At 76.8% G+C, this 21,892-nt stretch carries 21 protein-coding genes; 12 read left to right on the top strand and 9 right to left on the bottom strand.

Translation table 11 applies throughout. The features are described 5' to 3' along the window. Positions 1 to 3: 3 nt before the first annotated feature. Positions 4 to 348, top strand: coding sequence for a histidine triad nucleotide-binding protein (locus tag IPO09_01740; protein ID MBK9516074.1), 345 nt, complete (start codon positions 4 to 6; stop codon positions 346 to 348). 91 nt (positions 349 to 439) lie between these two features. Here the strand turns inward: IPO09_01740 and IPO09_01735 are convergent, their stop codons facing one another. Beyond that, entirely contained in the window at positions 440 to 1,201 is a 762-nt protein-coding gene (locus IPO09_01735) for an acyl-ACP thioesterase (GenBank protein ID MBK9516073.1), read from the bottom strand. 293 nt (positions 1,202 to 1,494) lie between these two features. Between IPO09_01735 and IPO09_01730 the strand changes: the two genes are divergently transcribed. The 8 genes from IPO09_01730 to IPO09_01695 all read left to right on the top strand — a co-directional run bounded on the left by IPO09_01730 (position 1,495) and on the right by IPO09_01695 (position 8,654). Continuing rightward, positions 1,495 to 2,187 (top strand): DUF4198 domain-containing protein, encoded by a 693-nt coding sequence (locus IPO09_01730; protein ID MBK9516072.1) that lies wholly within the window; start codon positions 1,495 to 1,497, stop codon positions 2,185 to 2,187. 38 nt (positions 2,188 to 2,225) lie between these two features. Beyond that, entirely contained in the window at positions 2,226 to 2,675 is a 450-nt protein-coding gene (locus tag IPO09_01725; GenBank protein ID MBK9516071.1) for a hypothetical protein, read from the top strand. Next, positions 2,672 to 3,673, top strand: a complete 1,002-nt coding sequence (locus IPO09_01720; protein ID MBK9516070.1) for a transporter — start codon at positions 2,672 to 2,674, stop codon at positions 3,671 to 3,673. The genes IPO09_01725 and IPO09_01720 overlap by 4 nt, the downstream gene beginning before the upstream one ends. A gap of 2 nt (positions 3,674 to 3,675) precedes the next feature. After that, a complete protein-coding gene (locus IPO09_01715) occupies positions 3,676 to 4,311 on the top strand; it encodes an energy-coupling factor ABC transporter permease (protein MBK9516069.1) in 636 nt (211 codons plus the stop codon). 75 nt (positions 4,312 to 4,386) lie between these two features. Continuing rightward, positions 4,387 to 4,806 (top strand): nickel-responsive transcriptional regulator NikR, encoded by a 420-nt coding sequence (gene nikR, locus IPO09_01710; protein MBK9516068.1) that lies wholly within the window; start codon positions 4,387 to 4,389, stop codon positions 4,804 to 4,806. Positions 4,807 to 5,131: 325 nt separating this feature from the next. Continuing rightward, entirely contained in the window at positions 5,132 to 7,087 is a 1,956-nt protein-coding gene (locus IPO09_01705) for an HNH endonuclease (protein MBK9516067.1), read from the top strand. A 186-nt stretch (positions 7,088 to 7,273) separates the two neighbouring features. After that, complete coding sequence (locus tag IPO09_01700; GenBank protein ID MBK9516066.1) at positions 7,274 to 7,888, top strand: PaaI family thioesterase; 615 nt, start codon at positions 7,274 to 7,276, stop codon at positions 7,886 to 7,888. A gap of 10 nt (positions 7,889 to 7,898) precedes the next feature. Further along, positions 7,899 to 8,654: a nuclear transport factor 2 family protein gene (locus IPO09_01695; protein ID MBK9516065.1), complete on the top strand. Its 756-nt coding sequence runs from the start codon at positions 7,899 to 7,901 to the stop codon at positions 8,652 to 8,654. Positions 8,655 to 8,690: 36 nt separating this feature from the next. Here the strand turns inward: IPO09_01695 and IPO09_01690 are convergent, their stop codons facing one another. Both IPO09_01690 and IPO09_01685 read right to left on the bottom strand, forming a co-directional pair. Beyond that, positions 8,691 to 9,284, bottom strand: coding sequence for a class I SAM-dependent methyltransferase (locus IPO09_01690; protein ID MBK9516064.1), 594 nt, complete (start codon positions 9,282 to 9,284; stop codon positions 8,691 to 8,693). Next, positions 9,281 to 9,574 (bottom strand): hypothetical protein, encoded by a 294-nt coding sequence (locus IPO09_01685; protein ID MBK9516063.1) that lies wholly within the window; start codon positions 9,572 to 9,574, stop codon positions 9,281 to 9,283. Before IPO09_01685 ends, IPO09_01690 begins: the two co-directional genes overlap by 4 nt. An 11-nt stretch (positions 9,575 to 9,585) precedes the next feature. Between IPO09_01685 and IPO09_01680 the strand changes: the two genes are divergently transcribed. Beyond that, the gene (locus tag IPO09_01680; GenBank protein ID MBK9516062.1) at positions 9,586 to 10,017 is read left to right on the top strand and encodes a hypothetical protein; all 432 of its coding nucleotides are present in this window, start codon (positions 9,586 to 9,588) and stop codon (positions 10,015 to 10,017) included. 166 nt (positions 10,018 to 10,183) lie between these two features. Here the strand turns inward: IPO09_01680 and IPO09_01675 are convergent, their stop codons facing one another. The 3 genes from IPO09_01675 to argC all read right to left on the bottom strand — a co-directional run bounded on the left by IPO09_01675 (position 10,184) and on the right by argC (position 12,659). Further along, complete coding sequence (locus tag IPO09_01675; GenBank protein MBK9516061.1) at positions 10,184 to 10,450, bottom strand: PilZ domain-containing protein; 267 nt, start codon at positions 10,448 to 10,450, stop codon at positions 10,184 to 10,186. A gap of 332 nt (positions 10,451 to 10,782) precedes the next feature. Continuing rightward, positions 10,783 to 11,598: an acetylglutamate kinase gene (gene argB / locus IPO09_01670; GenBank protein MBK9516060.1), complete on the bottom strand. Its 816-nt coding sequence runs from the start codon at positions 11,596 to 11,598 to the stop codon at positions 10,783 to 10,785. Beyond that, on the bottom strand, positions 11,595 to 12,659 hold the full coding sequence (gene argC / locus IPO09_01665; GenBank protein ID MBK9516059.1) for an N-acetyl-gamma-glutamyl-phosphate reductase: 1,065 nt from the start codon (positions 12,657 to 12,659) through the stop codon (positions 11,595 to 11,597). The genes argB and argC overlap by 4 nt, the downstream gene beginning before the upstream one ends. A 279-nt stretch (positions 12,660 to 12,938) precedes the next feature. On the opposite strand from argC, the gene IPO09_01660 reads away from it, so the two are divergent. After that, positions 12,939 to 14,075, top strand: a complete 1,137-nt coding sequence (locus IPO09_01660) for a M20/M25/M40 family metallo-hydrolase (GenBank protein MBK9516058.1) — start codon at positions 12,939 to 12,941, stop codon at positions 14,073 to 14,075. Positions 14,076 to 14,187: 112 nt separating this feature from the next. Here IPO09_01660 and IPO09_01655 read toward each other — a convergent pair whose 3' ends face one another. Together IPO09_01655 and IPO09_01650 are read right to left on the bottom strand one after the other, a co-directional pair. Continuing rightward, positions 14,188 to 15,228, bottom strand: a complete 1,041-nt coding sequence (locus IPO09_01655; protein ID MBK9516057.1) for a transglutaminase domain-containing protein — start codon at positions 15,226 to 15,228, stop codon at positions 14,188 to 14,190. Next, positions 15,225 to 15,863 carry a DedA family protein gene (locus tag IPO09_01650; protein MBK9516056.1) on the bottom strand — a complete coding sequence of 213 codons (639 nt, stop codon included), beginning with the start codon at positions 15,861 to 15,863 and terminating at the stop codon, positions 15,225 to 15,227. The genes IPO09_01655 and IPO09_01650 overlap by 4 nt, the downstream gene beginning before the upstream one ends. A gap of 115 nt (positions 15,864 to 15,978) precedes the next feature. Here IPO09_01650 and IPO09_01645 point away from each other — a divergent pair, with 115 nt between their 5' ends. Further along, positions 15,979 to 17,196: a hypothetical protein gene (locus tag IPO09_01645; GenBank protein ID MBK9516055.1), complete on the top strand. Its 1,218-nt coding sequence runs from the start codon at positions 15,979 to 15,981 to the stop codon at positions 17,194 to 17,196. Here the strand turns inward: IPO09_01645 and IPO09_01640 are convergent. Further along, the gene (locus IPO09_01640; GenBank protein MBK9516054.1) at positions 17,190 to 21,890 is read right to left on the bottom strand and encodes a translocation/assembly module TamB domain-containing protein; all 4,701 of its coding nucleotides are present in this window, start codon (positions 21,888 to 21,890) and stop codon (positions 17,190 to 17,192) included. The two genes, IPO09_01645 and IPO09_01640, sit on opposite strands and share 7 nt — an antisense overlap. Positions 21,891 to 21,892 lie beyond the last annotated feature (2 nt).

Genomic DNA, 21,892 nt, shown 5'->3' with positions numbered 1-21,892 from the left:
ACCATGTCCGACTGCCTCTTCTGCAAGATCGCCTCCGGGAAGATCCCGGCCACGCTGGTCCACCAGGACGACGAGGTGGTGGCCTTCCAGGACCTGAACCCGCAGGCCCCCATGCACGTGCTGGTCATCCCGCGCGCCCACGTGCCCACCATGAACGACCTGGGCCCGGAGCACGACGCCCTCATGGGCAAGCTGCTCCGCGTGGCCGGCGCCGTGGCCAGGGAGCGGGGGTTCGCCGCGTCCGGCTGGCGCGCCGTCCTGAACGCCAACGCCGACGCCGGCCAGACGGTCTTCCACCTGCACCTGCACGTGCTGGGCGGGCGCAAGCTGGGCTGGCCGCCGGGGTAGGCGGGGAGGCGGAGGGCGGGAAGGCAGCGGGCGGGGCGAACGGGGCGCTCCCGGGTCCTGCCCGGTCGTCTCGGGCCCGGCGGGCCGGCCCTCAGCGCGGCGTCCAGGTGGTCCGCACCCGCGCCAGCTCCTTGCCGTCGGCCTCGCGCACGATGGCGTGCAGCCGGGTCTCCTCGCCGAAGGGGGCCGAGCGCGAGCGGACGTAGGCGCCGTGGTGGCACTCGGCCAGGAACTGCAGGTCGAGCGCCCTGAGCCGCTGCCCGCGCCAGCAGGCCTCGTCCACCGCCTCCAGCGCCCAGGCCACGTAGCTGGCGTTGGTGACGTGCAGGTTGGCGTCGATGTCGGAGAAGCGGACCTGGAAGCGGCGCTCCAGCTCCGGCGAGCCGAGCTCCGGCAGCGGCGGGGCGGCCAGCGGCAGCACGTGCCCGGTCTGCGCCTGGTACCGCTCCGGCAGGAGCTGGTCCGGGCGGACCGGGCGCCGGCTCTGCAGGTCGAGGGCGAACCAGGTGGTGAGCGAGCGGCCCACCTCCACCCCGTCGCGGCGCAGGAGGTAGTTGCGCAGCGCCGCCAGCCGGTCGACGCCGGAGGGCCAGGTCTCGATCTCCAGCGTCTCGCCCCAGCGCAGCGGCTGGTCGAGCTCCAGCCGCTGGCGCCCCAGCACCCAGGTGAGGCCGCGCCGGTTCAGGTCGGCCAGGCCGAAGCCGAGCGCGTCGGCCGAGCGGCCGGCCGCCTCCTGCAGGTAGCCGGCCAGCGCGGCCGGGGTGAGGAGGCCGAAGGCGTCGGCGTCGAAGGAGTGGACCACGAAGCTGGCGCGGGTGATCTCGCGGTCGGGGGGCGCGCCGGTGGCTGGCATGGCGGGCATCATGGGACGGAGCCGGGTGGAGGTCGAGGTCTCCCTCGACTTCGGGCCTGCGGCCCTACGCTCGGGGTGAGCGGTCGGGGTCGGGGTCGGGGTCAACTGTTCTCCCTCTCCCCCAGCCTGCTGGGGGAGAGGGCCGGGGTGAGGGGGCCGCGTCGGCCGCGGCCGGCGCCGGCCCTGGTAGCACGACGCACCCGGTCGTCACATTCCCGCTTGAACTCCGCCCGCCGCTCCGGTAACACGGACTGCCTCGTCGTGCTACCACGGCGGTCCTCCCGGGAGCGTCCATGCGGTCCACCCTGCTCTGCCTCGTCGTCGCGGCCGCCGCGGCCCCAGCGCCGGCCGCGGCCCACGACCTCTGGCTGGAGCGCGCCGGCGAGGCGCTGGTCCTGCGCTCCGGCCACCGCGGCGGCGAGCTGCAGGCCATCGACCGGGCCAAGGTGAAGGCGGTCCGCTGCCTCGACCAGCGGGGCCAGCGCGACCTGCTGTCGGCGGCCGTCTTCGCCCCGAAGGAGGTCACGCTGCTGGCCCGCTGCGGCGCCGCCTCGGCCTCCGTCGACGGCGGCTTCTACTCGCTCACGCCCGACGGCGAGGTGAACCGGCCGAGGAACCAGGTGGCCGACGCCGTCAAGGCCTGGGCCTCCCGCCAGTACGCCAAGTGGGTCGACCCGGCCTCGCCGAGCGCCGGCGCCGCCCTCGGGGACGAGCTCGAGCTGGTGGCCGTGAGCGACCTCTCGAAGGCCCACCTCGGCGACAAGGTCACCGTCCGCCTCCTCCTGGCTGGCAGGCCCGCGGCCAACGCCACCGTGGCCATCGACCACAAGCCGCTCGCCGAGACCGACAGCGCCGGCGAGGCGCGCGTCAGGGTGCGCAGCGCCGGCGTCGAGACCATCAGCGCCACGCTGCGCCAGCAGGTGGCCACGCCGGAGGCCGACGCGGTGGTGCTGGAGGCGTCGCTCAGCTTCGAGGTGGCGCGGTGAGCGCCCGCGGCTCCTTCACCCTGACGCCAGCCCTGCCGGTGGGCCCGCTGCTGGCCGCGCTGGTGGCCCTGGCCGCCGCGCCCGCCCTGGCCCACGAGACGCTGCACGAGGTGCGGCGCGGCGCGGCCATCGCCGTGAAGGCCTTCCACGTGGACGGCGAGGTGCTGGCCTACACGGCCTACGAGGTCTACTCCCCGGCCGACCCGAAGATCCCCCATCAGAAGGGGCGCACCGACCGCGGCGGCTGGGTGGCCTTCGTGCCCGACGCGCCCGGGAGCTGGCGGGTCAGGGTCCTCGACGACACCGGCCACGGGCTGGACGTCCTGGTGGACGCCGGGGCGCCGGGCGAGCAGGCCGGCCAGGTCGCCACCGCCGGCGGGCTGCCGACCGCCGCCTTCGTGCTGCGCCCGCTCATCGGGCTGGCCGTCATCGGTGCGGTCTTCGCCGCGCTCTACCTCTCCCGCCGCCGCAAGGACCGGACCCCGTGAAGACCCTCCCCGCCCGCCTGCGCCACCTCACCGCCCTGCTGCTCGCAGCGCTCGCCGCGGCGCCCGCCCTGGCGCACCACGGCACCGCCGCGGTCAGCGCCATCGGCGCCGAGGGGCCCGGCGCGGCCCTCGACACCACCTCGCCGCTGCCGCTCGGCCAGGGCACGGTCTTCGCCCTGGCCAAGAGCGAGTACGCCTCGTTCCGCCAGCGGTCCGGCTTCACCGACCAGAAGCGGTACGCCTCCTTCAACACCCTGGCCGCGGGCTACGGCCTGCGTCCGTGGCTCTCGGCCTTCGTCTTCCAGCCCTACAACTGGAAGGCGCAGGACGGGGTCGGCACCAACTCCGGGCCCGGCGACACCAACCTGATGCTCAGCGGCAGCGTGAAGTGGGACGAGGGGCTCAGGCTGACCCCCGAGAAGGAGAGCCTGGACGAGCTGGAGGACTGGCACTTCGGCGTCTGGGCCTCGGTCTCCCTGCCCCTCGGGCCGACCACCCACCGCGACGACGCGGGCGAGCTCTACGCCCCGGACATGCAGACCGGGTTCAACGGCCCCAGCCCGGCCCTCGGCCTCACGGCCTTGAAGCAGCTGGCCCCCGATCTCACGCTGCTCGTCGAGGCCAACCTCCAGGGCTTCTTCGACCAGCGCTACGGGAGCGCCGGACTCTCCTACCGGTTCGGCGCCGAGACGCGGGTCAACGCGGCGCTGGCCTGGCGGGCCTGGGCCTCCGGGCGGAGCCGCCTCGACCTGGTGCCCGAGCTCTCGGTGCTCGACCTGCAGCGCGATCGGGAGGACGGCGTGGCCCTGCGGGCCTCCGGCGGCACCATCCTCTACGGCCAGCTCGGCGCGCGGGCCACCTTCGGCGCGCTCTCGGTGGGCCTGGGCGTCAAGCGGGCCCTGGCCACCAGCCTCAACGAGGCCGCCGACCAGCAGGGGTCGGAGGGGCTGGAGGCCTACCGGGCGGCGCTGGTGGTCGGCTACGCCACCCGGCTCTGACCATGCACGTCCCGGACGGCTTCCTCTCGCCGCAGATCACGCTGCCCGCCCTGCTGGTGGCCGCGCCGCTGGCCGTCTGGGCGGCGCGCCGCCACTTCGGCCGGGAGGCCACCGAGGCGCTGCCGGTCATCGGCTCGCTCACGGCGCTGGCCTTCGTGGTGCAGACCATCATGATCCCCGTGCCCGGCGGCACCTCGACCCACCTGGTGGGGGTCCTGCTGCTGGCGGTGCTCCACCACCCGCTGGTGGCCTTCCTGTGCGAGGCGCTGGTGCTGCTGGTGCAGGCGCTCTTCTTCGGCGCCGGAGGCGTCACGGTGCTCGGCGTGAACGCCCTGGCCATGGGGCTCCTGGGCCCGCTGGCGGGCTGGCTGGCCTGGCGGGCGCTGCGCCGGCTCTCGGAGCGGGCGGCGCTCTTCCTGGCCGGCTGGGTGGCCATGCAGGTCTCGACGCTGGCGGTGGTGGGGGCGCTGGCGCTGCAGCACTGGCTCGACCCGGGCTACCTGCCGGTGCCGCTGGAGGTCTCCCTCACCGCCATGCTGGTGCCGAGCCTCACCGTGGCCGGGGTGGTGGAGGGGCTCTACACGGTGTTCGCCCTCTCCCTGCTGCGCCGGGCCAGGCTGCAGGGCCTGGAGCGGTGAGGGCGCGGACGCGGGCGCGCCTCGCGATTGCCTGGGACCTGCGCCGCGGGTAGGGTCCTGCGCCTCGGAGGCAGCATGATCGAGCGCATCGGGATCTCGCTGGAAGACGACCTGCTGGCCAGGTTCGACCGGCTCATCGAGCAGAAGGGCTACGTCAACCGCTCCGAGGCCATCCGGGACCTCATCCGCGACACGCTGGTGCAGCGCGAGTGGTCGGAGTCGAGCGGCGCCGAGGAGCGGGTGGCGGTGGTCACGCTGGTCTACGACCACGACTCGTCGAGCCTGGCGCAGAAGCTGGCCCACATCCAGCACGAGAACCACAAGGCGGTGGTCTCGGCGCTGCACGTCCACATGGACGAGCACAACTGCCTGGAGGTGCTGGTGCTGCGCGGCCGCGCCAGGGAGGTGGTGCGCATGGGCGAGGGGCTGGTCTCCACCAAGGGCGTGAAGTACGGGAAGGTCGTGCCGGCGACGACGGGGCACGGGTTGAGGTAGGGGGGCGATCGAGGTCGCGGTCCACCGCTCTCCCTCAGCCCGCTGGGGGAGAGGGCCGGGGTGAGGGGGCCGCGGCGGTCGAGGTCGGGGTCGAGGTCGGGGTCGAGGTCGAGGTCGGGGTCGAGGTCGGGGTCGAGGTCGAGGTCCACCGCCCTCCCTCTCCCCCAGCAAGCTGGGGGAGAGGGCCGGGGTGAGGGGGCAGCACGAGGGAGGGGGCCGCCTGAGCAGTGCCCGCGAGCCCCGCCTCCATTCACCCTCGGTGACCACCGCCCTCACCACGCCCCCCGGCGCCCCGGCTGTCAGACCCGCGGCGCATACTGTACGCATGAGCAGCCGCGCTCCAGGTCCGGGTCTCCTCCTTCCGCCCCCCGGCGCGGAGGCCCTGTCTCCCTCGGCCGCGCTGGCCGAGGCCGCCTGGCAGCTCGAGCAGGTCCCCTTCGACGAGCGGCGCCACGTGCTGCGCGGCGAGGCCGGCCTGCTGATCGACGGCCTGCTCACCCGCGTGGCCCGCGGCCAGGGCGCGCTCGAGGTCTCCCTGGCCGAGGGGCTGGCGGCCCTCTCCGCCGGCGACCGGCTGCTCCGGCTCGGCTACTCCTGCGTGGGCGACTACGCCCGCGAGCGGCTCGGCCTGGCCGGCCGGACCGCGCAGGCCCTGGTGCGGCTCGGCGCGGGGCTGGCCGAGCGGCCGCTGCTCCGGGCTGCGGTCCGCCGCGGCGAGGTGACCCTGCGCCGGTCCCAGGTGGTCCTGCCGGCGGCGCGCGGCGAGGCCGAGGCCGCCTGGGTGGAGCGGGCCCGGGGTGAGACCACGCGGGCCCTCGAGGCGGCCGTGGCGGCCTGGGCGCGGGGGGAACGGGAGGCTGCGGAGGAGGACGAGGCCGCAACTGCGGACGGGGCAGCAGCAGGAGGCCAGGGTGCGCAGGTGCGGGCGCCACCGGCTTCACCCGGGTTCGACGACGACGAGCCCTGGGAGCGGCTGGTCCTCCCGCTCCCTCCCGAGACGGCCGACACGCTCGACCGGGCCTGCGCCCTGGCCGGCCGCCTGCTCGGCGCCGCCTCCCCCACCTGGCAGCGGCTCGAGGCCATCGCCCAGGAGTACCTCGGCGAGCACCCGCCCGACGACGCCGACCACGAGGTGGCGGCCTGCGGCATCGAGGCCTGGGACCCGCCGCCCGACGGGACCGATCCCGAAGGGTCCTGCCCCGGAGACCTGTCGCCCTGGGCCAACGGCACCCGGCCTGGCCGCCCTCCCTCCCTCTCCGAGCCCATCCCCGCTTGGAGCGCCGACCTCGAGGCCGTCCTCGAGCAGGAGTTCCACCGCTGGGACTTCCTCGCCACCGTCGAGCCGGTCGGCTCCCCTCCCCTGCGCTCCCTCGGCCTGTCTCCCCAGGACCTCGACCTCGAGCTCCGACACCTCTCCTCCCTGCGCGCCCGCTGGGACGAGCTCCTCGGCCACCTCGCCCTCCTCCTCCGCTCCCTCGGCCTCTGGCGCGACATGGGCTTCCTCTCCTTCCCCCACTACCTCAAGGAGCGCCTCGGCCTCGGCACCCGCGCCGTCGAGCAGCGCATCGCCCTCGAGCGCCGCCTCCACGAGCTCCCTCCCCTCCGTGCCGCCCTCCGCGCCGGCCGCCTCTCCTACGAGCAGGCCCGCCTGGTCGCCCGCGTCGCCACAGACGACCTCTCCACCGAGGCCTGGGTGGCCCGCGCCGAGGGGCTCTCCTGCCTCGCCCTCCAGCGCCTCCTCGACACCTCCTCCTCCGCGCAGGTGCGGGCGCGCGGCCACCTCGACCTCCGCGTCCCCAGAACCGTCGGCGTCCTCCTCGCCGCCGCCTTCCGCGCCGCCGAGCGCGCCTCCGGCCGCTGGCTCTCCCAGCCCGCCTGCCTCTCTGCCCTCTGCGACCACTTCCTCCTCACCTGGGCCGGCCTCCCTCCACCTCGCCGCTCCGTCCAGCGCAGGGTCCTCCACCGCGACCACGGCCTCTGCCAGGTCCCAGGCTGCAGCCGCGCCGCCGCACACGCCCACCACCTCACCTTCCGCTCCCGCGGCGGCTCCGACCTCCCAGACAACCTGGTCGCCCTCTGCGCCGCCCACCACCTCCACGGCGTCCACGCCGGCTGGCTCAGGGTCCACGGCTCCGCTCCTCACCACCTCTCCTGGGAGCTCGGCGAGCGCTGCCCGCCGGGGCCGGACCTCGGGCACCGGGCGCCGACGGGACGGGACATAGGCGAGCATCTGCCGCAGGGCCAGGAAGCTCAGCTCCTGCCGGTGGACTCACGACCCTGAGTTGAGCCGGCCAGGGGGCTGGGGCGGGCAGTGATGCTGGGCAGTGGTGCCGGGCGACGGTGTGGAGCGAGCGGTGGGCGGTAGGCCAGGCGGGGTTCGGCTGAGCAGGGCTCGCGGGGGGCCGGGGGAAGCCCCCGCGCGATCCCGCGCTCGACCGCGACGCCCATCCGTGGCCTCATTCGGTCCATGGCCTCCGCGAAACCTGCCGCCCCGCGCCGCACTGGTCGGTCTCCCTCGGCCGCGCCCCCTCGCCGGACCTCCTCCTCCGGCAGCGCTCCCAGGGCCACCGCCGCCGCCGCGGGGGCCAGCGCTCGCCCGGCCCGTCCCGCCGCGCCGGGGGCGCGCCCCGCCCCGCCGCCCCCACCCTCCCCAGCCTTCCTGCGCCGCTTCTTCAAGCGGGACCGCTTCGCGGCCCGGGCCGGCATCCGGCTCCGGGAGGTGCGCCCGGGCTACGCGCTGGCCACCATGCCCATCCGGCCCCACCACCTGAACGGCGTGGACGTCGTGCAGGGCGGCGCGGTCTTCACCCTGGCGGACCTCACCTTCGCGGTGGCCTGCAACACCCTGGGCCCGGTGGCGCTGGCCATCGACGTCTCCATCTCCTTCCTGGCGGCCACCACCGGCGGCACCCTGACGGCCGAGGCCCGCGAGGTGTCGCGGTCCTCGCGCCTGAGCCGCGTCGAGGTGGAGGTGCGCGACGACCAGGGCGCCAGGGTGGCGCTCTTCCACGGCACGGCCTACGTCACCAGGGACTCGCTGGAGGCGGCCGCCGCCAGGCCGCGTCGCACCACCCGCAGCTGAAGGAGGCACCGTGCCCCATCCCACCGCCCCGGCTCCCTCCTCGCGGCCTCGCCCCTGGAGGTGGGCGTCGGCGCTGGCGCTCCTCCTCGTCGCCGCGGGGTGCGCGGCGGGCCCGCCGAGCTCCCCGGGCTCGCCCGGCGGTGGCGCGAGCCCGAGCCTGGGCGGGGCGCCGAGCGGCGGCACCAGCGGCGACGATCGCTCCGCCTCCGCGGCGCTGGAGGCCAGCGACGCCGACCGCGCCATGGCCGCGGCCGTGGCGGCGGGCGACCTGGAGGCCTTCGTGGCCCACGTGGCGGCGGACGGCATCTTCTTCGGCGCGGGCGGCGCCGCCGCCGGCCGCGCCGCGGTGGCCTCCTCCTGGGCCCGGTTCTTCGCCCCCGGGGGCCCCCGCCTCGCCTGGAAACCGGACCGGGCGCTGGCGTCCGCCAGCGGCGACCTGGTCTTCACCTGGGGATCGTCGAGCTTCACCCCGCCCGGCGGCGGCCCGCCCTCGGCCGGCCGCTACCTCACGGCCTGGCGGCGCGACGCCGACGGGCTCCTGCGGGTGGCCCTCGACGGCAGCGACGAGCCCCTGCCCGAGCTGCCGCCCGGCGTGACGCACCACCCGCTCCGCACCATCTTCTCGGCCGACGGCGCGCTGCTGGCCGAGGCCGGCCTGGTGGTGGATGGCACCCGCGAGGCGGGGCACTCCCTGCGCCTGAGCCAGCGCGAGGGGCCCGGCTTCGTCACCCTCTCCGAGACCGGGGCCTGGCGCCCGCCGCGCTGACGCGCCAGCCGGGCGAGGTCCGGGCGCCCACCGGGCTCAGATCTTGGTGAGCCGGGCCAGCCAGGCCTGGGCCGGCGGGCCCTGCTTCTCGAAGCTCGCCGGCACCACGTCCATCACCGCGAAGATCGACCGGAAGGCGTCGCGGATCTCGTGCTCCTGGACGCGGCGCGGCCCGGGGCCGGGGGGCTCCTGGTCCGACCAGCACAGGATGAAGAGATCCGAGCCCGAGGCGGTCACCTCGGCGAGCGAATGGGCGTAGGCGCGCCGCTGGTCGTCGGCGAAGACGTGGAACAGCCCGCTGTCGATGACGGTGTCGAACGACTTGCGGAGCCGGTTCAGCTGCAGCGCGTCCCACACGTGGAACTGCACGCCCGACACGCCGCGCTCGGCCGCCTTCTGGCGGGCCCGGGTGATGGCGGTCTCCGAGCCGTCCAGCCCGAAGACGGCGTGGCCGCGGGCGGCCAGGTACAGGGCGTTCTCGCCGGTGCCGCAGCCCACGTCGAGCACGGTGCCGACCACCAGCCCCTGCTCGGCCAGCCTGACCACCTCGCCCTGGGGGCGCTCGATCTCCCACGGGGTGGCGCCGCCCTGGTAGGCGGCCTCGAAGTCGCGCGGCGGTCCGTCGGTCATGCGGCGCTCTTAGCGCGGGGCGGCCCGAGGTGCCAGCGCCAGGCGGCGGTGGCGGTGGCGGTGGCGGTGGCGGTAGCGGTGACGGTGGCGGTGGCGGTGACGGTGGCGGTGGCGGTGGCGGTGGCGGTGACGGTGACGGTGGCGGTAGCGGTGGCGGTGGCGGTGACGGTGGCGGTAGCGGTGGCGGTAGCGGTGGCGGTGGCGGTGGCGGTGGCGGTAGCGGTGGCGGTGGCTCTGGCGCTGGCGCTGGCGCCGGGTTGCGCCTTGCCGGCCGGCGCCGGCCCGCGCACAATCCTGGGCCATGCCCTTCGAGCCCGCCTTCATGCGCAGCCTGCCGGAGTTCAAGGCCGCCCTCGCGGAGGTCCGGACCACCGACCAGTGGATGGCCTTCAAGCGCCACTGGTTCGCCGACCAGCCCTGGCCGCACCGCGCGCCGGAGGTGGTGCAGTCCCTCGGGCCAGGTGAGCTGGTGGAGGCCGGCGGGCGCACCTTCCGCCGCGCCCCGCTGCCGGACGACCTCACCCCCGAGGCGCGCTACGAGTACTTCGCGGCGCTGCAGGCCGGGTTCTCGGCGCTCTTCCCGCCCGCCGAGGCGCCCGGCGCGCCGGGCGTGAAGGTGCGGGTGCAGTGCCCGGCCTGCGAGCTCTGGAGCGACGACGAGGGCGGCCTGGAGTGTCCGGTGTGCGCCCGCACGATGCTGCAGCTCAGGCTGGATCCGCCGCGCCGCGGGTGAGGCGGGCGCCGGGCGCCGCAGCACCTGGGGCCGCAGCGGCGGCACGCGAGCCCGCTGGCAGTCGAGGTGGGTGGGGATCGGGCCGGTGAGGTGGATCGCGGAATCGGGCGGGTGAGGCCGCCCCTCACGGCGATCCACGGAGGCGGCGACGCCCGGCCCGCGGCCTTCAGCTCAGGCCGGTGAGCGCCGGCGCGTTGAGCAGCAGCCGGATGTCGGCGGGCAGGCTGATGAAGCGGACCCCGATGCGGCCGCGCAAGGACATGTGCGGCGCGCCGGCCTTGGCCCAGGCGATCTCGCCGGTGAAGCCGACCTCGCTGCCGTTGAGCCGGATCGACCCCTTCACCGAGGTGCCCGGCGGCTGCACGCGCATCAGCTCGGCCGAGAACCCACCCGGGCCGATGTCCGAGGTGAAGACGGGGGTGGTCCCCACCATGAGGCGGAGGCGGCGGCGGTGTCGCACAGTGGAGCGCTTGGCTGACATGTCCCTACAGACAGGATGTCGCCTTTTGTGTGATGCAGCAAGCCCCGTCGGGGGAGTCTCCAGGACAAGTTGCTGGAACGGCACATACTTTCAGTCTGTATATTGGACCACAAACGGACCACGGGTGCGGGCCGGGGCCGGGGCGGGAGGGGCGCCGGGCCGGCTGCGAGCCTGCGCCAGCCGATCACCCGGGCCCGCCAGGGCGACGCGCGAGCTGCGGCATTCCGTCGAGTTCGGCCCATGTTCCGGTGACGGCGGCCTCGCCCCACCGCCCAGGTGAGATCTCAGTCCACCAGGACGGTCCCGGCGCTCCCCGGCTCGGCCACGGCCCGCAGCAGGTCCCCCGGCGCGAGCGCGCCGATGATCACCACCGACCTGGCCCCTCCCCGGAGGATCTCGAAGGACTCCTCCAGCTTCGGGATCATCCCGCCCGAGATGGTGCCGTCCTTCACCAGCCGCTCGAACTCACCGCGGGTGATGCGCGGGATGCGGCTCTGCGGGTCCTTCACGTCGCGCAGGACGCCGGGCGTGGAGGTGACCAGCACCAGGGCGTCGGCCCTCATGGCGCCGGCCAGCTGGCTGGCCACGGTGTCGCCGTTGATGTTGAGCACCTGGCCCTTCCGGTCGCAGCCCAGGCAGGCGATGACCGGCACGTAGCGCCGCTCGTGCAGGTCGCCGAGCAGCGGCAGGTTGAAGCCGGTCACGTCGCCCACCAGGCCGAGGTCCACCGGCTCGTCGCCGGCCCCCTGCATCACCTTGGGCGGGCGGCGCGCCGCCTGCACCATGTGGCCGGAGGCGCCGTGCAGCCCCACCGGCATGACCCCGCGGGCCAGCAGCCGGGCGCACAGGTCCACGTTGAGCTGGCCGGCCAGCACGTACTTCATGACGTCGAGCGTGGCCGGGTCGGTGAAGCGCCGGCCGGCGATCATCCTGGGCTCGAGGCCCAGCCGCCGCTGCAGCGCGGTGGCCTGGGGGCCGCCGCCGTGCACGATGGTGACGCGGCTCCAGGCGTCCACCAGCACCCGGATGTCCTCGGCCACCAGGTCCAGCTCCGGCGACTGCACGATCTCCCCGCCCAGCTTGACGACGACGTTCTTCATGGCGGCCACGGCCCCGGGTCGGCGAGCGACGCCTGCTCGTCGAGCCCCAGCATGAGGTTCATGTTCTCGATGGCCTGGCCGGCGCCTCCCTTCACCAGGTTGTCGAGCGCTCCGAGGATCGTGACCGTCCGCAGGCCCCGCTCGACCGGCCCGGCCACCACGCCCACCTCGGCGAAGTTGGAGCCGGAGACCGCCGCCACCTCGGGCAGGCGCCGCCGCGGCACCCGCACGAAGGGCTCTGCGGCGTAGGCCTCGCGGTAGAGGGCGTCCAGCCGGGCCTGGTCCCAGGCCTCCGGCAGCTCCACGAAGGCCGTGGCCAGGATGCCGCGCCCCAGCGGCGCCGAGACCGGCACGAACCGAAGCCGCACCTCCGGCGAGCCGGCCTGCCAGAGCGCCGCCTCCACCTCCGGGACGTGCTGGTGGACGAGCGGCTTGTAGGCCTTCAGGTTGCCGGCCCGCACCGGGTGGTGGGTGCCGGCCGACGCGGCCGCCCCCGAGCCGGAGGAGCCGGTGATGCCCTGGACGTGCAGCACGCCGGAGAGCAGGCCGGCCCGGGCCAGCGGCAGCAGCGCCAGCTCGATGGTGGTCGCGAAGCAGCCGGGCGAGGCCACCAGGCGGGCCGCGCGGATGCGATCGCGGTTCAGCTCCGGCAGGCCGTAGACGAAGTCCTTCATCAGCTCCGGGCAGGGGTGGACCTTGCCGTAGTGCTCCCGGTAGGCGGCGGCATCCTGCAGCCGGAAGTCGCCGCTCATGTCCACCACCCGGAGCCCCGGGATGGCCACCAGCTCCGGCACCTTCTGGGCCGCCACGCCGTGTGGCAGGCCGAGCAGGACCACGTCCACCCCGCGCGCCGCCTCGGCCGGCGGGATCCCCTCGAAGGTGAGCTCGGTGCGCTGCTCCAGCGCCGGATCGGCCGCCGAGAGCGGCTCGCCCACCAGGTCCACCGACGCCACGCGGGTGAGCTCGACGTCTGGGTGGATGAGCAGCCGCCGGATGAGCTCGGCGCCGCCGTAGCCTGAGCCGCCGATGACGGCGGCCTTGAACCGCTTGCCCGTGGCCATGGCGCGACCATATACCGAGCCGGCCGCGCGCCGGCCAGCGCCGGGGTAACCTGCGCGGGTGGTGACCACATGAGCGCTCCAGGGCACGAGGCGGATGGCGGCGGGACCGGTAGGACCGGCGGGACCGGTAGGACCGGCGGGACCGGTAGGACCGGCGGGACCGGTGGGACCGGCGCAGCGGTCGGCGGAGCATCCGGCGCCGGTCCTGGTGGTCCGGAGGGCGCGGACGCCGCCCGGCTCGGCGAGGCCCTCGGCTGGCTTTCGGGCCAGCGCCCGGCCATGGAGGCGCTGCTGCGCGAGCTGGTGCTCACCGGGTCCTCCACCCGCGACCCCTCCGGCGTGGCCCGGGTGGTGGCGCGCCTCGAGGTGGCCCTGGCCGAGGCGGGCCTCGCCACCGAGCGGCTCGACGGCGGGCCGTTCGGGCCGCACCTGGCCTTCCGCGGTCCGGCGGCGACCGCCGTCCCGGCGCCCATCTTCCTCATCGGCCACACCGACACCGTCTTCCCGCCTGGCACCTTCGAGGGGTTCGAGGTGGCGGGCGACGAGGCCTGCGGCCCGGGCGCCTTCGACATGAAGGGTGGCCTGGTGGTGCTGGTGGCCGGGCTGGCCGCGGCCCGGCGCGCCGGGCTGCTCGACCGGGTGCCGCTGGCGGGCCTGCTGGTGAGCGACGAGGAGGTGGGGTCGCCGGACTCGCAGCCCCACCTGCGCCGGCTGGCGACCGGCGCCCGCGCCGCGCTCTGCTTCGAGTCGGGCCGGGCCGGCGACCTGGTGGTGACCCGGCGCAAGGGCACCGCCTCGGTGCGGGTGACGGCCCACGGGGTGGCGGCCCACGCCGGCAACGCCCACGAGCAGGGCCGGAACGCCATCTGGGCGCTCAGCCGCTTCGTGGACCTGGCGCAGCGGCTCACCGACCGGCCCCGCGGCGTCACCGTCAGCGTCGGCACCTTCCGCGGCGGCACCACCAAGAACACCGTTCCGGACCGGGCGGAGTGCGAGGTGGACCTGCGCTTCCTCACCGCGGCGGACGGCGCCGCCCTGGAGGCGGCGCTGCTGGCCGCGGCCGGCGCGGCGGCGCGCGAGGTGGAGGGCACCAGCCTCGAGGTGGCGCGCACCGGCTGGCGCGACCCGCTGGCGCGCACCCCCGCCTCGGCGGCGCTGGCGGCCGCCTACGGCGCCTGCCAGCGCGAGAGCGGCCTGGGGAGCGGCGAGGCCGACCTGGCGGGCGGCGGCTCCGACGCCTGCACCACCGGCGCCCTCGGCGTCCCGTCCATCGACGGGCTGGGGCCGCGCGGCCGCGACTACCACACCCGCCAGGAGACCGTGGACCTCTCGTCGCTGGTGCCCAAGGCGCAGGCGTTCGTGCGCTGGCTGGCGACGCAGGACCCAGGGCCTCTCCCCCGCTCGCCCCGGGCCTAGCGCCGCAGGCGCGGAGTCGAGGGGCCGCGCTCCCTCCCCCGCTCGCCCCGAGCGTAGCGCCGCAGGCCCGGAGTCGAGGGGCGCCCATCGTTCGAGGCGCCCAGCCCGCCCCTCACCGCCCGCCCGTCACCGCCCCGCGTCCCCAGCAGGAGACGATGCGCACCCCGGCGTTGCGCCGCGCCCCGTCGTCGTCGTCCTCGTACGTGGCCAGCGTGAAGCGCGGGCCGCGCGCCGGGGCCTGGCGGAAGGAGGGATCGACCGGCACCCATCGGCCACCCACCAGCACCTCCGCCCAGGCGTGCCAGACGAACCCGCCGCCGTCCCAGGCCGCTCCCACCGCGGTGCGGCCGAGCAGCCCGGCCGCCCGGACCCGGGTGAGCCAGTCGGCGGTCCGCTCTCGGCAGGTGGGCCCCGCGCCCACCGGCGCCGGCAGGCCGTCCGCCGCGTCGGCCGCCACCTCGGCGTCGCGCTCCACCCCGCAGAAGGCCCGGGCCTCGCGCGGATCGGCCGGACCCGGCAGGGCGCTGCCGTAGAGGCGGGGCGCCGACGCCGGCAGGCCAGCCGCGGCGTCGAGCAGGAAGCGCACCCCCTGCCCCGGCACCAGGATCTCGCTGGGGAACCGGCCGGGCCGCACCCGGACGCGCGCCGCCTGCCGGCCCGCCAGCATCACCAGCCACTCGCCCTCGCGGCGGGCGCAGGCCGTCAGCGTCTGGCCGGTGAGCTCGTCCACCGCCTCCAGGCAGGTCTCTCCGGCCTGGGCCGGCGTGCCGTCGGCGCGGGTGGCGCCCGGGCCCTGGCCGGCCTCCAGCCCGGCGTCCCCCAGCGCCACCTCCACCAGCATGGCCGGCACCCGGCCGTGCGGCAGCGGCACATCATGGGTCCGGCCGCCCTCGCTCACCCGCGCCGGCCCGCGGGCCAGCCCGCGCCGGTCGATGGGCACCACCACCCTGCGCGCCAGCACCTTCCCGCCGGCCTCCGCCGGCATCCGCTGGCGCGACTCCCAGGCGGCCGTGCAGGCCGGCCCGTCGCAGCGCAGCGAGAGCTCGATGAGCCCCACCGGCTCGCCACCCAGGGTCATGGCATAGCGGGCGGTGCCGAGCGGCAGGGCCCCCGCGGCGGCGGCGGCCAGGGCCAGCAGCGGGAGGGCGCTCACCGGACGCCCGGCCTGGCGCGGAGCCGCCGCCAGGCCGCCCAGGCCAGCAGCAGCAGCGCGACCGCCCCGAGCACCACGCCGACCCCCCGCATGTAGCGGTCCACCAGCCCCACCAGCTCCTCGAGGTTCTTGGCCACCAGCCCGCCGGCCGCCAGGAGCAGCCCGTTCCAGGCCAGCGCCGAGAGGCCGCCCAGCAGCATGACCCGCCGGGCCGGGATGCCCGACGCCCCGGCCGCCAGGAAGAGGAAGGCGCGCAGCCCCGGCAGGAAGCGGTTGGCCAGCAGGAGCCAGTCGCCCCAGCGGCGGTAGGCGGTCTCGAAGGCCGCCAGCCGCTTCGGCGGCAGGAGGCGCGAGTGCATGGCCCGCTCCGCCAGCCGCGAGCCGATCAGCATGCCGATGCGGTGGTCCACCCAGGCGCCGGCCACCGCGCCGGCGGTGCTGAAGACCAGCAGGAGCGGCCAGGAGAGCTCGCCGTTGACCGCGTACCAGGCGCCCAGCACCACCAGCAGGTCCCCGGGGAAGGGCGGCACCACGTGCTCCACGAAGGTGGCGGCGAACAGGATCAGGGGCGCCCACGGTCCGGTGATGGCGGCGGCCTGCGTGAGCGCCTCGGTGAGCGCCAGGAGCGAGGGCATCGGGCGCAATGTAGCGCAGGGACCGGGGCGGTGCTCGCGGCGCCGTGGGGCGGGCCAGGCCGCCCGGGCGCGGCGGCGCTCGGCGCGGCCGGTCGCGTGCTAGCGTCCGCCGCGCGTGAACCGCCGCGCCCTCCTCGTCGCCCTCGCGCTCCCCGCCCTCTGGCTGGGGCTCGGCCTCGCCAACGTGTGGCGCGGCGTGGACCAGCCCGGCGCCCGCTACAAGTTCTGGGCCTTCCAGCACCACTGCTACTCCGACGTGCTGGCGCTCTACGGCGACCGCTACGAGGGCGGCGGCCGCCCGGTGCCCTACCTGGAGGATCGGGTGGAGTACCCGGTGCTGCTGGGGCTCACCCTGTGGCTGCCGGCCTTCGCCCCGGGCGGCGCACGCGGCCACCTCCTGGTCACCGCGCTCCTCCTGGCGGCCTGCCTGGCGGCGGCGGCCTGGGCGCTCCACCGGCTGCCCGGCGCGCGCCCCTGGTGGCTGGCCGCCACGCCGGCGCTGGCCTACTACGCCTTCCTCAACTGGGACCTCCTGCCCATCGCCCTCACGGCGCTGGCGCTGCTGGCGCTGGAGCGGGGTCACCACGCCTCGGCCGGGGCGGCGGCGGCGCTGGGGACGGCGGCCAAGCTCTTCCCGGTGGCGCTGCTGCCGGCGGCGCTCGGGGCGCTGGCGGGGCGGGCCTCGGCGCCGCCGCCGGCGCGCGACCACCGGCCCCTGCTGCGCTTCTCCGCCGCCGGCGCGGCGGTCCTGGTGGCCCTCAACCTCCCGGTGGCCCTGCTGGCCTTCGAGGGCTGGGCCTGGTTCTTCCGCTTCAACGCCGGACGGGGCGCCGAGAACTCGCTGTGGCACGCGCTCGGCCTGGCGAAGGGGCCGCTCCTCGACCTGGTCTCCCTCGGGCCGGTGGCGCTGGCGGCGCTGGCCTCCGGCTGGCTGGCCTTCCGCGCCGCCCGCGCCGGCGGCGACGGGGCGCGGGCGGCGCGGCTCGGGGCGGCGCTCACGCTGGTCACCTGGATCGCCTGCAACAAGGTCTGGAGCCCGCAGTACGCCCTCTACGGCTTCCTGGCCGGGGCGCTGGCGGCCGGGCCGGGCTGGCTCTTCGGCCTGCTCAGCGCCGCCTCCATCGCCGACTTCCACCTGGAGTTCGAGCTCCGGGCGCGCCGCTGGGACCCCTGGTTCCTGGAGGCGCTGGTGAAGCCCAGCGAGGTGGCGCGCACGCTGCTCTGGCTGGTGCTGGCCGGCTTCGTGGCGCGGCGCCTCGCCGAGGCGTCCCGGCCCGGCCCGCCGGGCGCCGCGCTGGCCAGCCAGGTCACCGCCGGCGGCGCCCCTCAGTAGTCCTTCGACCACATCAGGCTGGCGCCGCCCGAGTTGCCGTTGCCGTAGCGCGACTCCAGCATCCAGCGCGGCGAGACCTGGTACTCCAGCCGCACCTCGTCCACGTTCTCGCCCTTCTCCGGGTTGGCCTCGAAGCGGCGGGTGTAGCCCACGAAGAGCTTGTCGGTGACGTACTTGCCGGCCCGGATGGTGGAGGCGTCCACCGACACCGAGTCGAGCGGCAGCTTGTCCTGCACCAGCGACTTGAAAGCCACGCTGACCGCCGCGTTGGCGGCGGCCATGCCCACCTCGGCGCCGGTGAGCGACCCGATCTCGCTGGTGCCGGCCTTGAGCTCGGTCCGCCCGGTGGCGATGAGCATGGCGATGGAGGCGTCGTCCATGGAAGGGCGCGAGGTGAGCTGCACGTTCGGGTTGGAGATCGGCCCGCCCACCGTGACGGTCACCACCGCCAGCGGGTTGTCGTAGCGGGCCACCGCGTCCACCTGCGCCGCCATCAGCCCCACCCCGGTGAAGGTCACCTTGCCGCGGTCCACGTGGAAGACCCGGCCGGAGATGGGCTCCACCACCCCGCGCACCACCTCGACCGGTCCCTCGGCCCGGAGCTCGCCTTCCACCCAGCGCCAGGTCGAGTCGGTCTTGAGCTCCAGGTTCATCTTCGGGCTGTCGCTCTTCACGAAGAACCGCCCCGGCACCAGCACGTGGCAGACCACCTCGAAGGGCTTCCCGGCCGCCCCGAGCAGCCCGCCGGCGCCGGTCCGCCCCTTCACCTTGGGCCGGCCCACCACGATGTCCTCGCGCCGCTCCAGCGTCTGCAGCGTGCGCGGCGTCTTGGCGGGCAGCGTCAGCGTGCCGCCGGTGGTGGTGAGGGTGGTGTCGAGCAGCCCGGGCGTGAGCGTGCCGGTCAGCTCCAGCGGGAAGTCGAGCGTGCCGAAGACCATGCCGGCGCGGGAGACGGCGAACTCCTTGAAGGTGACCTGGGCCTTGACCGGCGCGCGGCCGCTGCCCAGCTCGCGGATGGAGAGCGAGCCGGTGAGCCGGCCGCCGCCGCGGCGCGCCTCCAGCCGGGGCACCTCCAGCGCCCGGTCGGTCAGGGCGGCGTCGAGGTACAGCCCGGACCAGTCGCCGTACTCGGAGATGGCCAGCCGCCCGTCGGTGAGCTTGACGGTGCCGCGCGGCACCAGCGCGCCGAGCGGCCCGGCCGCGGTGGCCTCCAGGGTGAGCCGCCCGCTGGCCTGGCGCACCACACCCTGCGCCAGGGCCGGCAGGAACCCCAGGTCGAGCTCGGTGCTGGTGACCTTCAGGGTGGCCGGCGCCGCCAGCAGGTCCTCCCGGTCCGTGTCCAGGCCGAGCGGCGCCTCCAGGGTGCCGCCGGCCCAGAGCGAGCCGCCCGCGGTGGGGCGGATGCCCAGCTCGGCGGTGGTGCGCCCGGCGGCGTGGCGCGCCGCCACCGTGAGCTCCCCGAGCGACCGGCCGTCCAGCGTCACCTGGCTGGCCGAGAGCTCGAGCTCGCCCTCCGCCACGGCGGGCGTGCCGCGCACGCTGAGCCGGCCCGCCAGCGTGCCGCCCAGCGCCTTCTCGAGGCCGTCCAGCGCCGACAGCGGCAGGTCGGGGATGGTCGCGGTGAGCGCCAGCGGGGCCCGGCGCGCCGCCGCCCCGTCCGCCAGCCGCTCCGCCGCGGCGCCCAGCGAGGCCGTCAGGGTCAGCGCCGGCGCGCCGCCCACCGAGGCCGCCACCACCAGGGCCGTCCGGTCCTCGCCGAGCTCCAGCGTGAGCTCGCCGGCCAGGTCGTCCTGGCCACCGGCGGTGCCCCTGGCCAGCGCCAGGGCCACCCGGCCGCGCGGCGCCTCGAGCGTGCCGGTCAGGTCGGCCGTGCCGCGCACCAGCCCGGCCAGCCCCTCGGGCAGGCCGCCTCGCCCGGACACCGCGGCCAGCTCGAGCCCGAGCACGCCGAGCGTGGCGACGATGGGGGCCCGGGTGAGCCCGCGCCCGGTGGCGGCGGGCTCGGCGAGGAGCGCCGCCACGTCGAGCGGCAGGCCGGCCTCGAGCCGGAGGACCGGCGCGCGCTCCAGGGTGGCGTCGGCGGTGAGGCGGGCGTCGCCGTCCGGGTCGACGAGCTCGGCGGTGAGGCCGAACGGCCCGAGGTCGCCCACCGTGGCGTCGTCGAGCGTCAGGCCGGCCGTGAGGGTGGGCGCGCCCACCGTGCCCGCCAGCGCCAGGGAGGCGCCGGCGGTGCCCTTGAGCGCCGGGCCCGAGCCACCCTCCCACGTCACCGGGGCTGGCGAGCCCGGCGCGCCGCCCCCCGCCGCGCCCTGGGCGCCGCCCGCCGGCGAGTCCGCCGCGCGCTCCAGGTCGGCCACCGGCCAGCCGGAGGCGACGAGGGTGAGCGCCAGCGGCTCCTCGCGCCGGGTGCGGCCGGGCGGGAGGAACGGGACGGGCAGGTCGGCGGTGAGCGCCAGCTCCCCGCCCGAGTTGCGCGCCAGGAAGAGGTCGGCGCTGGCCCGCTGCCTCCCCCCGTCGAAGCCCAGGTCGCCCTGCAGCTCCAGGCCGTCCAGGCCGTGGGCCGCGCCGCCCGACCAGGCCAGCTGGGCCACCACCACCGGCGCCGCGGTGGAGCCGGTGGCGCGGGCATCGAGCGAGACCTCGCCGGCGACGCCCAGCCCGGGCGCCAGCACCCCGCGCGGCAGCCGCGCCAGGTCGAGCCGCACCACCTCCAGCCGCGCGTCGAGGGAGCCCTTCGGCCCCAGGCCTCCCGAGAGCGCCAGCCGGTGTGGCCCGTCGGCCAGCTCGGCCCGGTCCACGCCCGCCGGCTGGAAGGTCACCTGCGCCGGCCGGAGCAGGGCGTAGCGGGCGCCGGGCCAGGCCAGGGAGAGCTCCGTGAGCTGGGCGCCGTCTCGGCCCGCGGCGAGGAGGGCGGCCGCCTTCAGGGTCACGGGGCTCCGGCCCGCCACCGGGAGCCCGGCCGTGAGCGACAGGGCCGCCTCGTCGCCGGCCAGCCCGGCCTCGAGCTCGAGCCGGTCCAGCGCGGCCTGGCCGAAGGTGGCCCGGTCCAGGCGGCCGCCGATCCGTCCGCGCGCCCGCGAGAGCGGCCCGGCCGCCTCCACGGACAGGTCGACGCCGCTGAGCGTCGCCCCGGCCACCTGCACCAGCGGCGCCTTCACCGAGCCGCGCAGCGCCGGGGCCGCGGCGCTCCCCGAGAGCGTGACCTCGGCGAGGGCCCGCCCGCCCAGGGCCGGCACGCCGGGCACCCCCAGCGCCGAGAGGTTCCTGCCCATGCGCGCCAGGTCGTCGGCGTCCACCGTGACGGCGCCGCTCACCGGGCCAGGGGCCTGCCAGCGGGCCTGCCCGGACAGCCGGAAGCCGGGCAGCCGAGCCTCGAGGCGGGCCACCTGGTAGTGGCCGCGGTCGGCGCTGGCGCGCACCTCGATGGGCCCGAGCTCGCCCTGCCCCAGCCGCGAGGGGGCCACCGCGAGGTCGAGCTGCCCGCGCAGGCCGGCCAGGCCCGCCTCGCCGCCCAGGCCGGTGACCGCGCCGTGGGCCGTGAGGTCCACCCGGCCCTCGGGCGCCTGCGCCACCAGCCGGCGCGGGTCGAGCGCCACCGCCACGGCGTCGAAGCCCAGGGCGGCGGCCTTGAAGGGGAGCCGGAGCGCCACCGCGGCGCGCGCCGAGCCGCCCGAGGCCACAGCGGCGGCGGGGACCACGACGACGCCGGTGGGGGCCACGCCCGGCGCGCCGGGGGGCGGCGCGGCGGCCCCATCCGCGGGAGCGGTCGGGCGCACGTCGGCCGCCGCCGTGAGGAGCGCGCCGTCCGACTCGGCGTAGAGCGTGCCCGAGAGATCGCCGCCCAGCCCGGCCCGCGGCGCCACCTGCGCCACCTCGGCGCGCGAGACGCCGAGCCGGGTCACCGCCGCGCGGAAGGCCAGGGTGGAGAGGTCCGCCTCGGCCAGCGCCTCGACCGCGGTGTCGCCCAGGGAGGCGCGCAGCAGCGGCAGCAGCAACCGGTCGCCGTCGCGGCTGGCCGCCAGGTCGAGCGCCACCGGCCCCTCCAGCGGCGCCGCCATGGCCCCGCGGAGCTTCAGGTCGAGGGCGCCGCCAGCCGGCCCGTAGGACCCGGCCGCGTCGAGGTCGAGCGAGGAGGCCTCCGCCGCCGTCGCCCCGGCCGCGTCCTGCCACCAGACGTCGGCGCCGCGCACCGTCAGCCGGGTGAGCCGCAGCGTCCAGGTGGGGCGGACCAGGGCCGCCGGAAGCTCGTCGGGCTTCACGGCCGCGGGCTTGGTGGGGGCGAAGGCGCGGGCCAGCGAGAGCGTCCCATCGGCGTCGGTCTCCAGCAGCACCGCCGGCCGATCCAGCTCCACCACCACCCCGATCTCCCGGGCGCGCAGGCGCGTCAGGTCCGGGAAGAGCCGGGCGTGGTCCACCTGCAGCACCAGGCGGCCCTCCGGGTCGTACACCTCCAGGCCGTGGATCTCGAGCCCACCGCGCGGCAGCACCTCGAACCCGGTGAGCACCACCCGGCCGGCCACGGCGGCGTCGAGCTGCCGCACCAGCAGCCGGGCCACCACCGGGCGGCCGAAGGCCGAGGCCGAGAAGGCGGTGGCGGCCGAGAGCGCCACCCCCACCAGGGCGGCCAGGCCGAGCAGGGCCCAGCCCAGGGCGCCGAGGAGGCGGGAGAGGCGGCGGCCCACGGCGAGCCCCATGG

It is taken from the genome of Anaeromyxobacter sp. (genome assembly GCA_016718565.1).
Classification (GTDB): domain Bacteria; phylum Myxococcota; class Myxococcia; order Myxococcales; family Anaeromyxobacteraceae; genus JADKCZ01.
The sequence above is the reverse complement of the archived record's forward strand: the minus strand, read 5'-3'. Positions and strand labels throughout refer to the sequence as shown.

Coding starts and splice junctions, on each gene's coding strand:
- IPO09_01740 (MBK9516074.1), top strand. CDS start 4: ATGTCCGACTGCCTCTTCTGCAAGATCGCCTCCGGGAAGATCCCGGCC.
- IPO09_01735 (MBK9516073.1), bottom strand. CDS start 1,201: ATGCCAGCCACCGGCGCGCCCCCCGACCGCGAGATCACCCGCGCCAGC.
- IPO09_01730 (MBK9516072.1), top strand. CDS start 1,495: ATGCGGTCCACCCTGCTCTGCCTCGTCGTCGCGGCCGCCGCGGCCCCA.
- IPO09_01715 (MBK9516069.1), top strand. CDS start 3,676: ATGCACGTCCCGGACGGCTTCCTCTCGCCGCAGATCACGCTGCCCGCC.
- nikR (MBK9516068.1), top strand. CDS start 4,387: ATGATCGAGCGCATCGGGATCTCGCTGGAAGACGACCTGCTGGCCAGG.
- IPO09_01705 (MBK9516067.1), top strand. CDS start 5,132: ATGAGCAGCCGCGCTCCAGGTCCGGGTCTCCTCCTTCCGCCCCCCGGC.
- IPO09_01700 (MBK9516066.1), top strand. CDS start 7,274: ATGGCCTCCGCGAAACCTGCCGCCCCGCGCCGCACTGGTCGGTCTCCC.
- IPO09_01690 (MBK9516064.1), bottom strand. CDS start 9,284: ATGACCGACGGACCGCCGCGCGACTTCGAGGCCGCCTACCAGGGCGGC.
- IPO09_01680 (MBK9516062.1), top strand. CDS start 9,586: ATGCCCTTCGAGCCCGCCTTCATGCGCAGCCTGCCGGAGTTCAAGGCC.
- IPO09_01675 (MBK9516061.1), bottom strand. CDS start 10,450: ATGGTGGGGACCACCCCCGTCTTCACCTCGGACATCGGCCCGGGTGGG.
- argB (MBK9516060.1), bottom strand. CDS start 11,598: ATGAAGAACGTCGTCGTCAAGCTGGGCGGGGAGATCGTGCAGTCGCCG.
- argC (MBK9516059.1), bottom strand. CDS start 12,659: ATGGCCACGGGCAAGCGGTTCAAGGCCGCCGTCATCGGCGGCTCAGGC.
- IPO09_01660 (MBK9516058.1), top strand. CDS start 12,939: ATGGAGGCGCTGCTGCGCGAGCTGGTGCTCACCGGGTCCTCCACCCGC.
- IPO09_01650 (MBK9516056.1), bottom strand. CDS start 15,863: ATGCCCTCGCTCCTGGCGCTCACCGAGGCGCTCACGCAGGCCGCCGCC.
- IPO09_01640 (MBK9516054.1), bottom strand. CDS start 21,890: ATGGGGCTCGCCGTGGGCCGCCGCCTCTCCCGCCTCCTCGGCGCCCTG.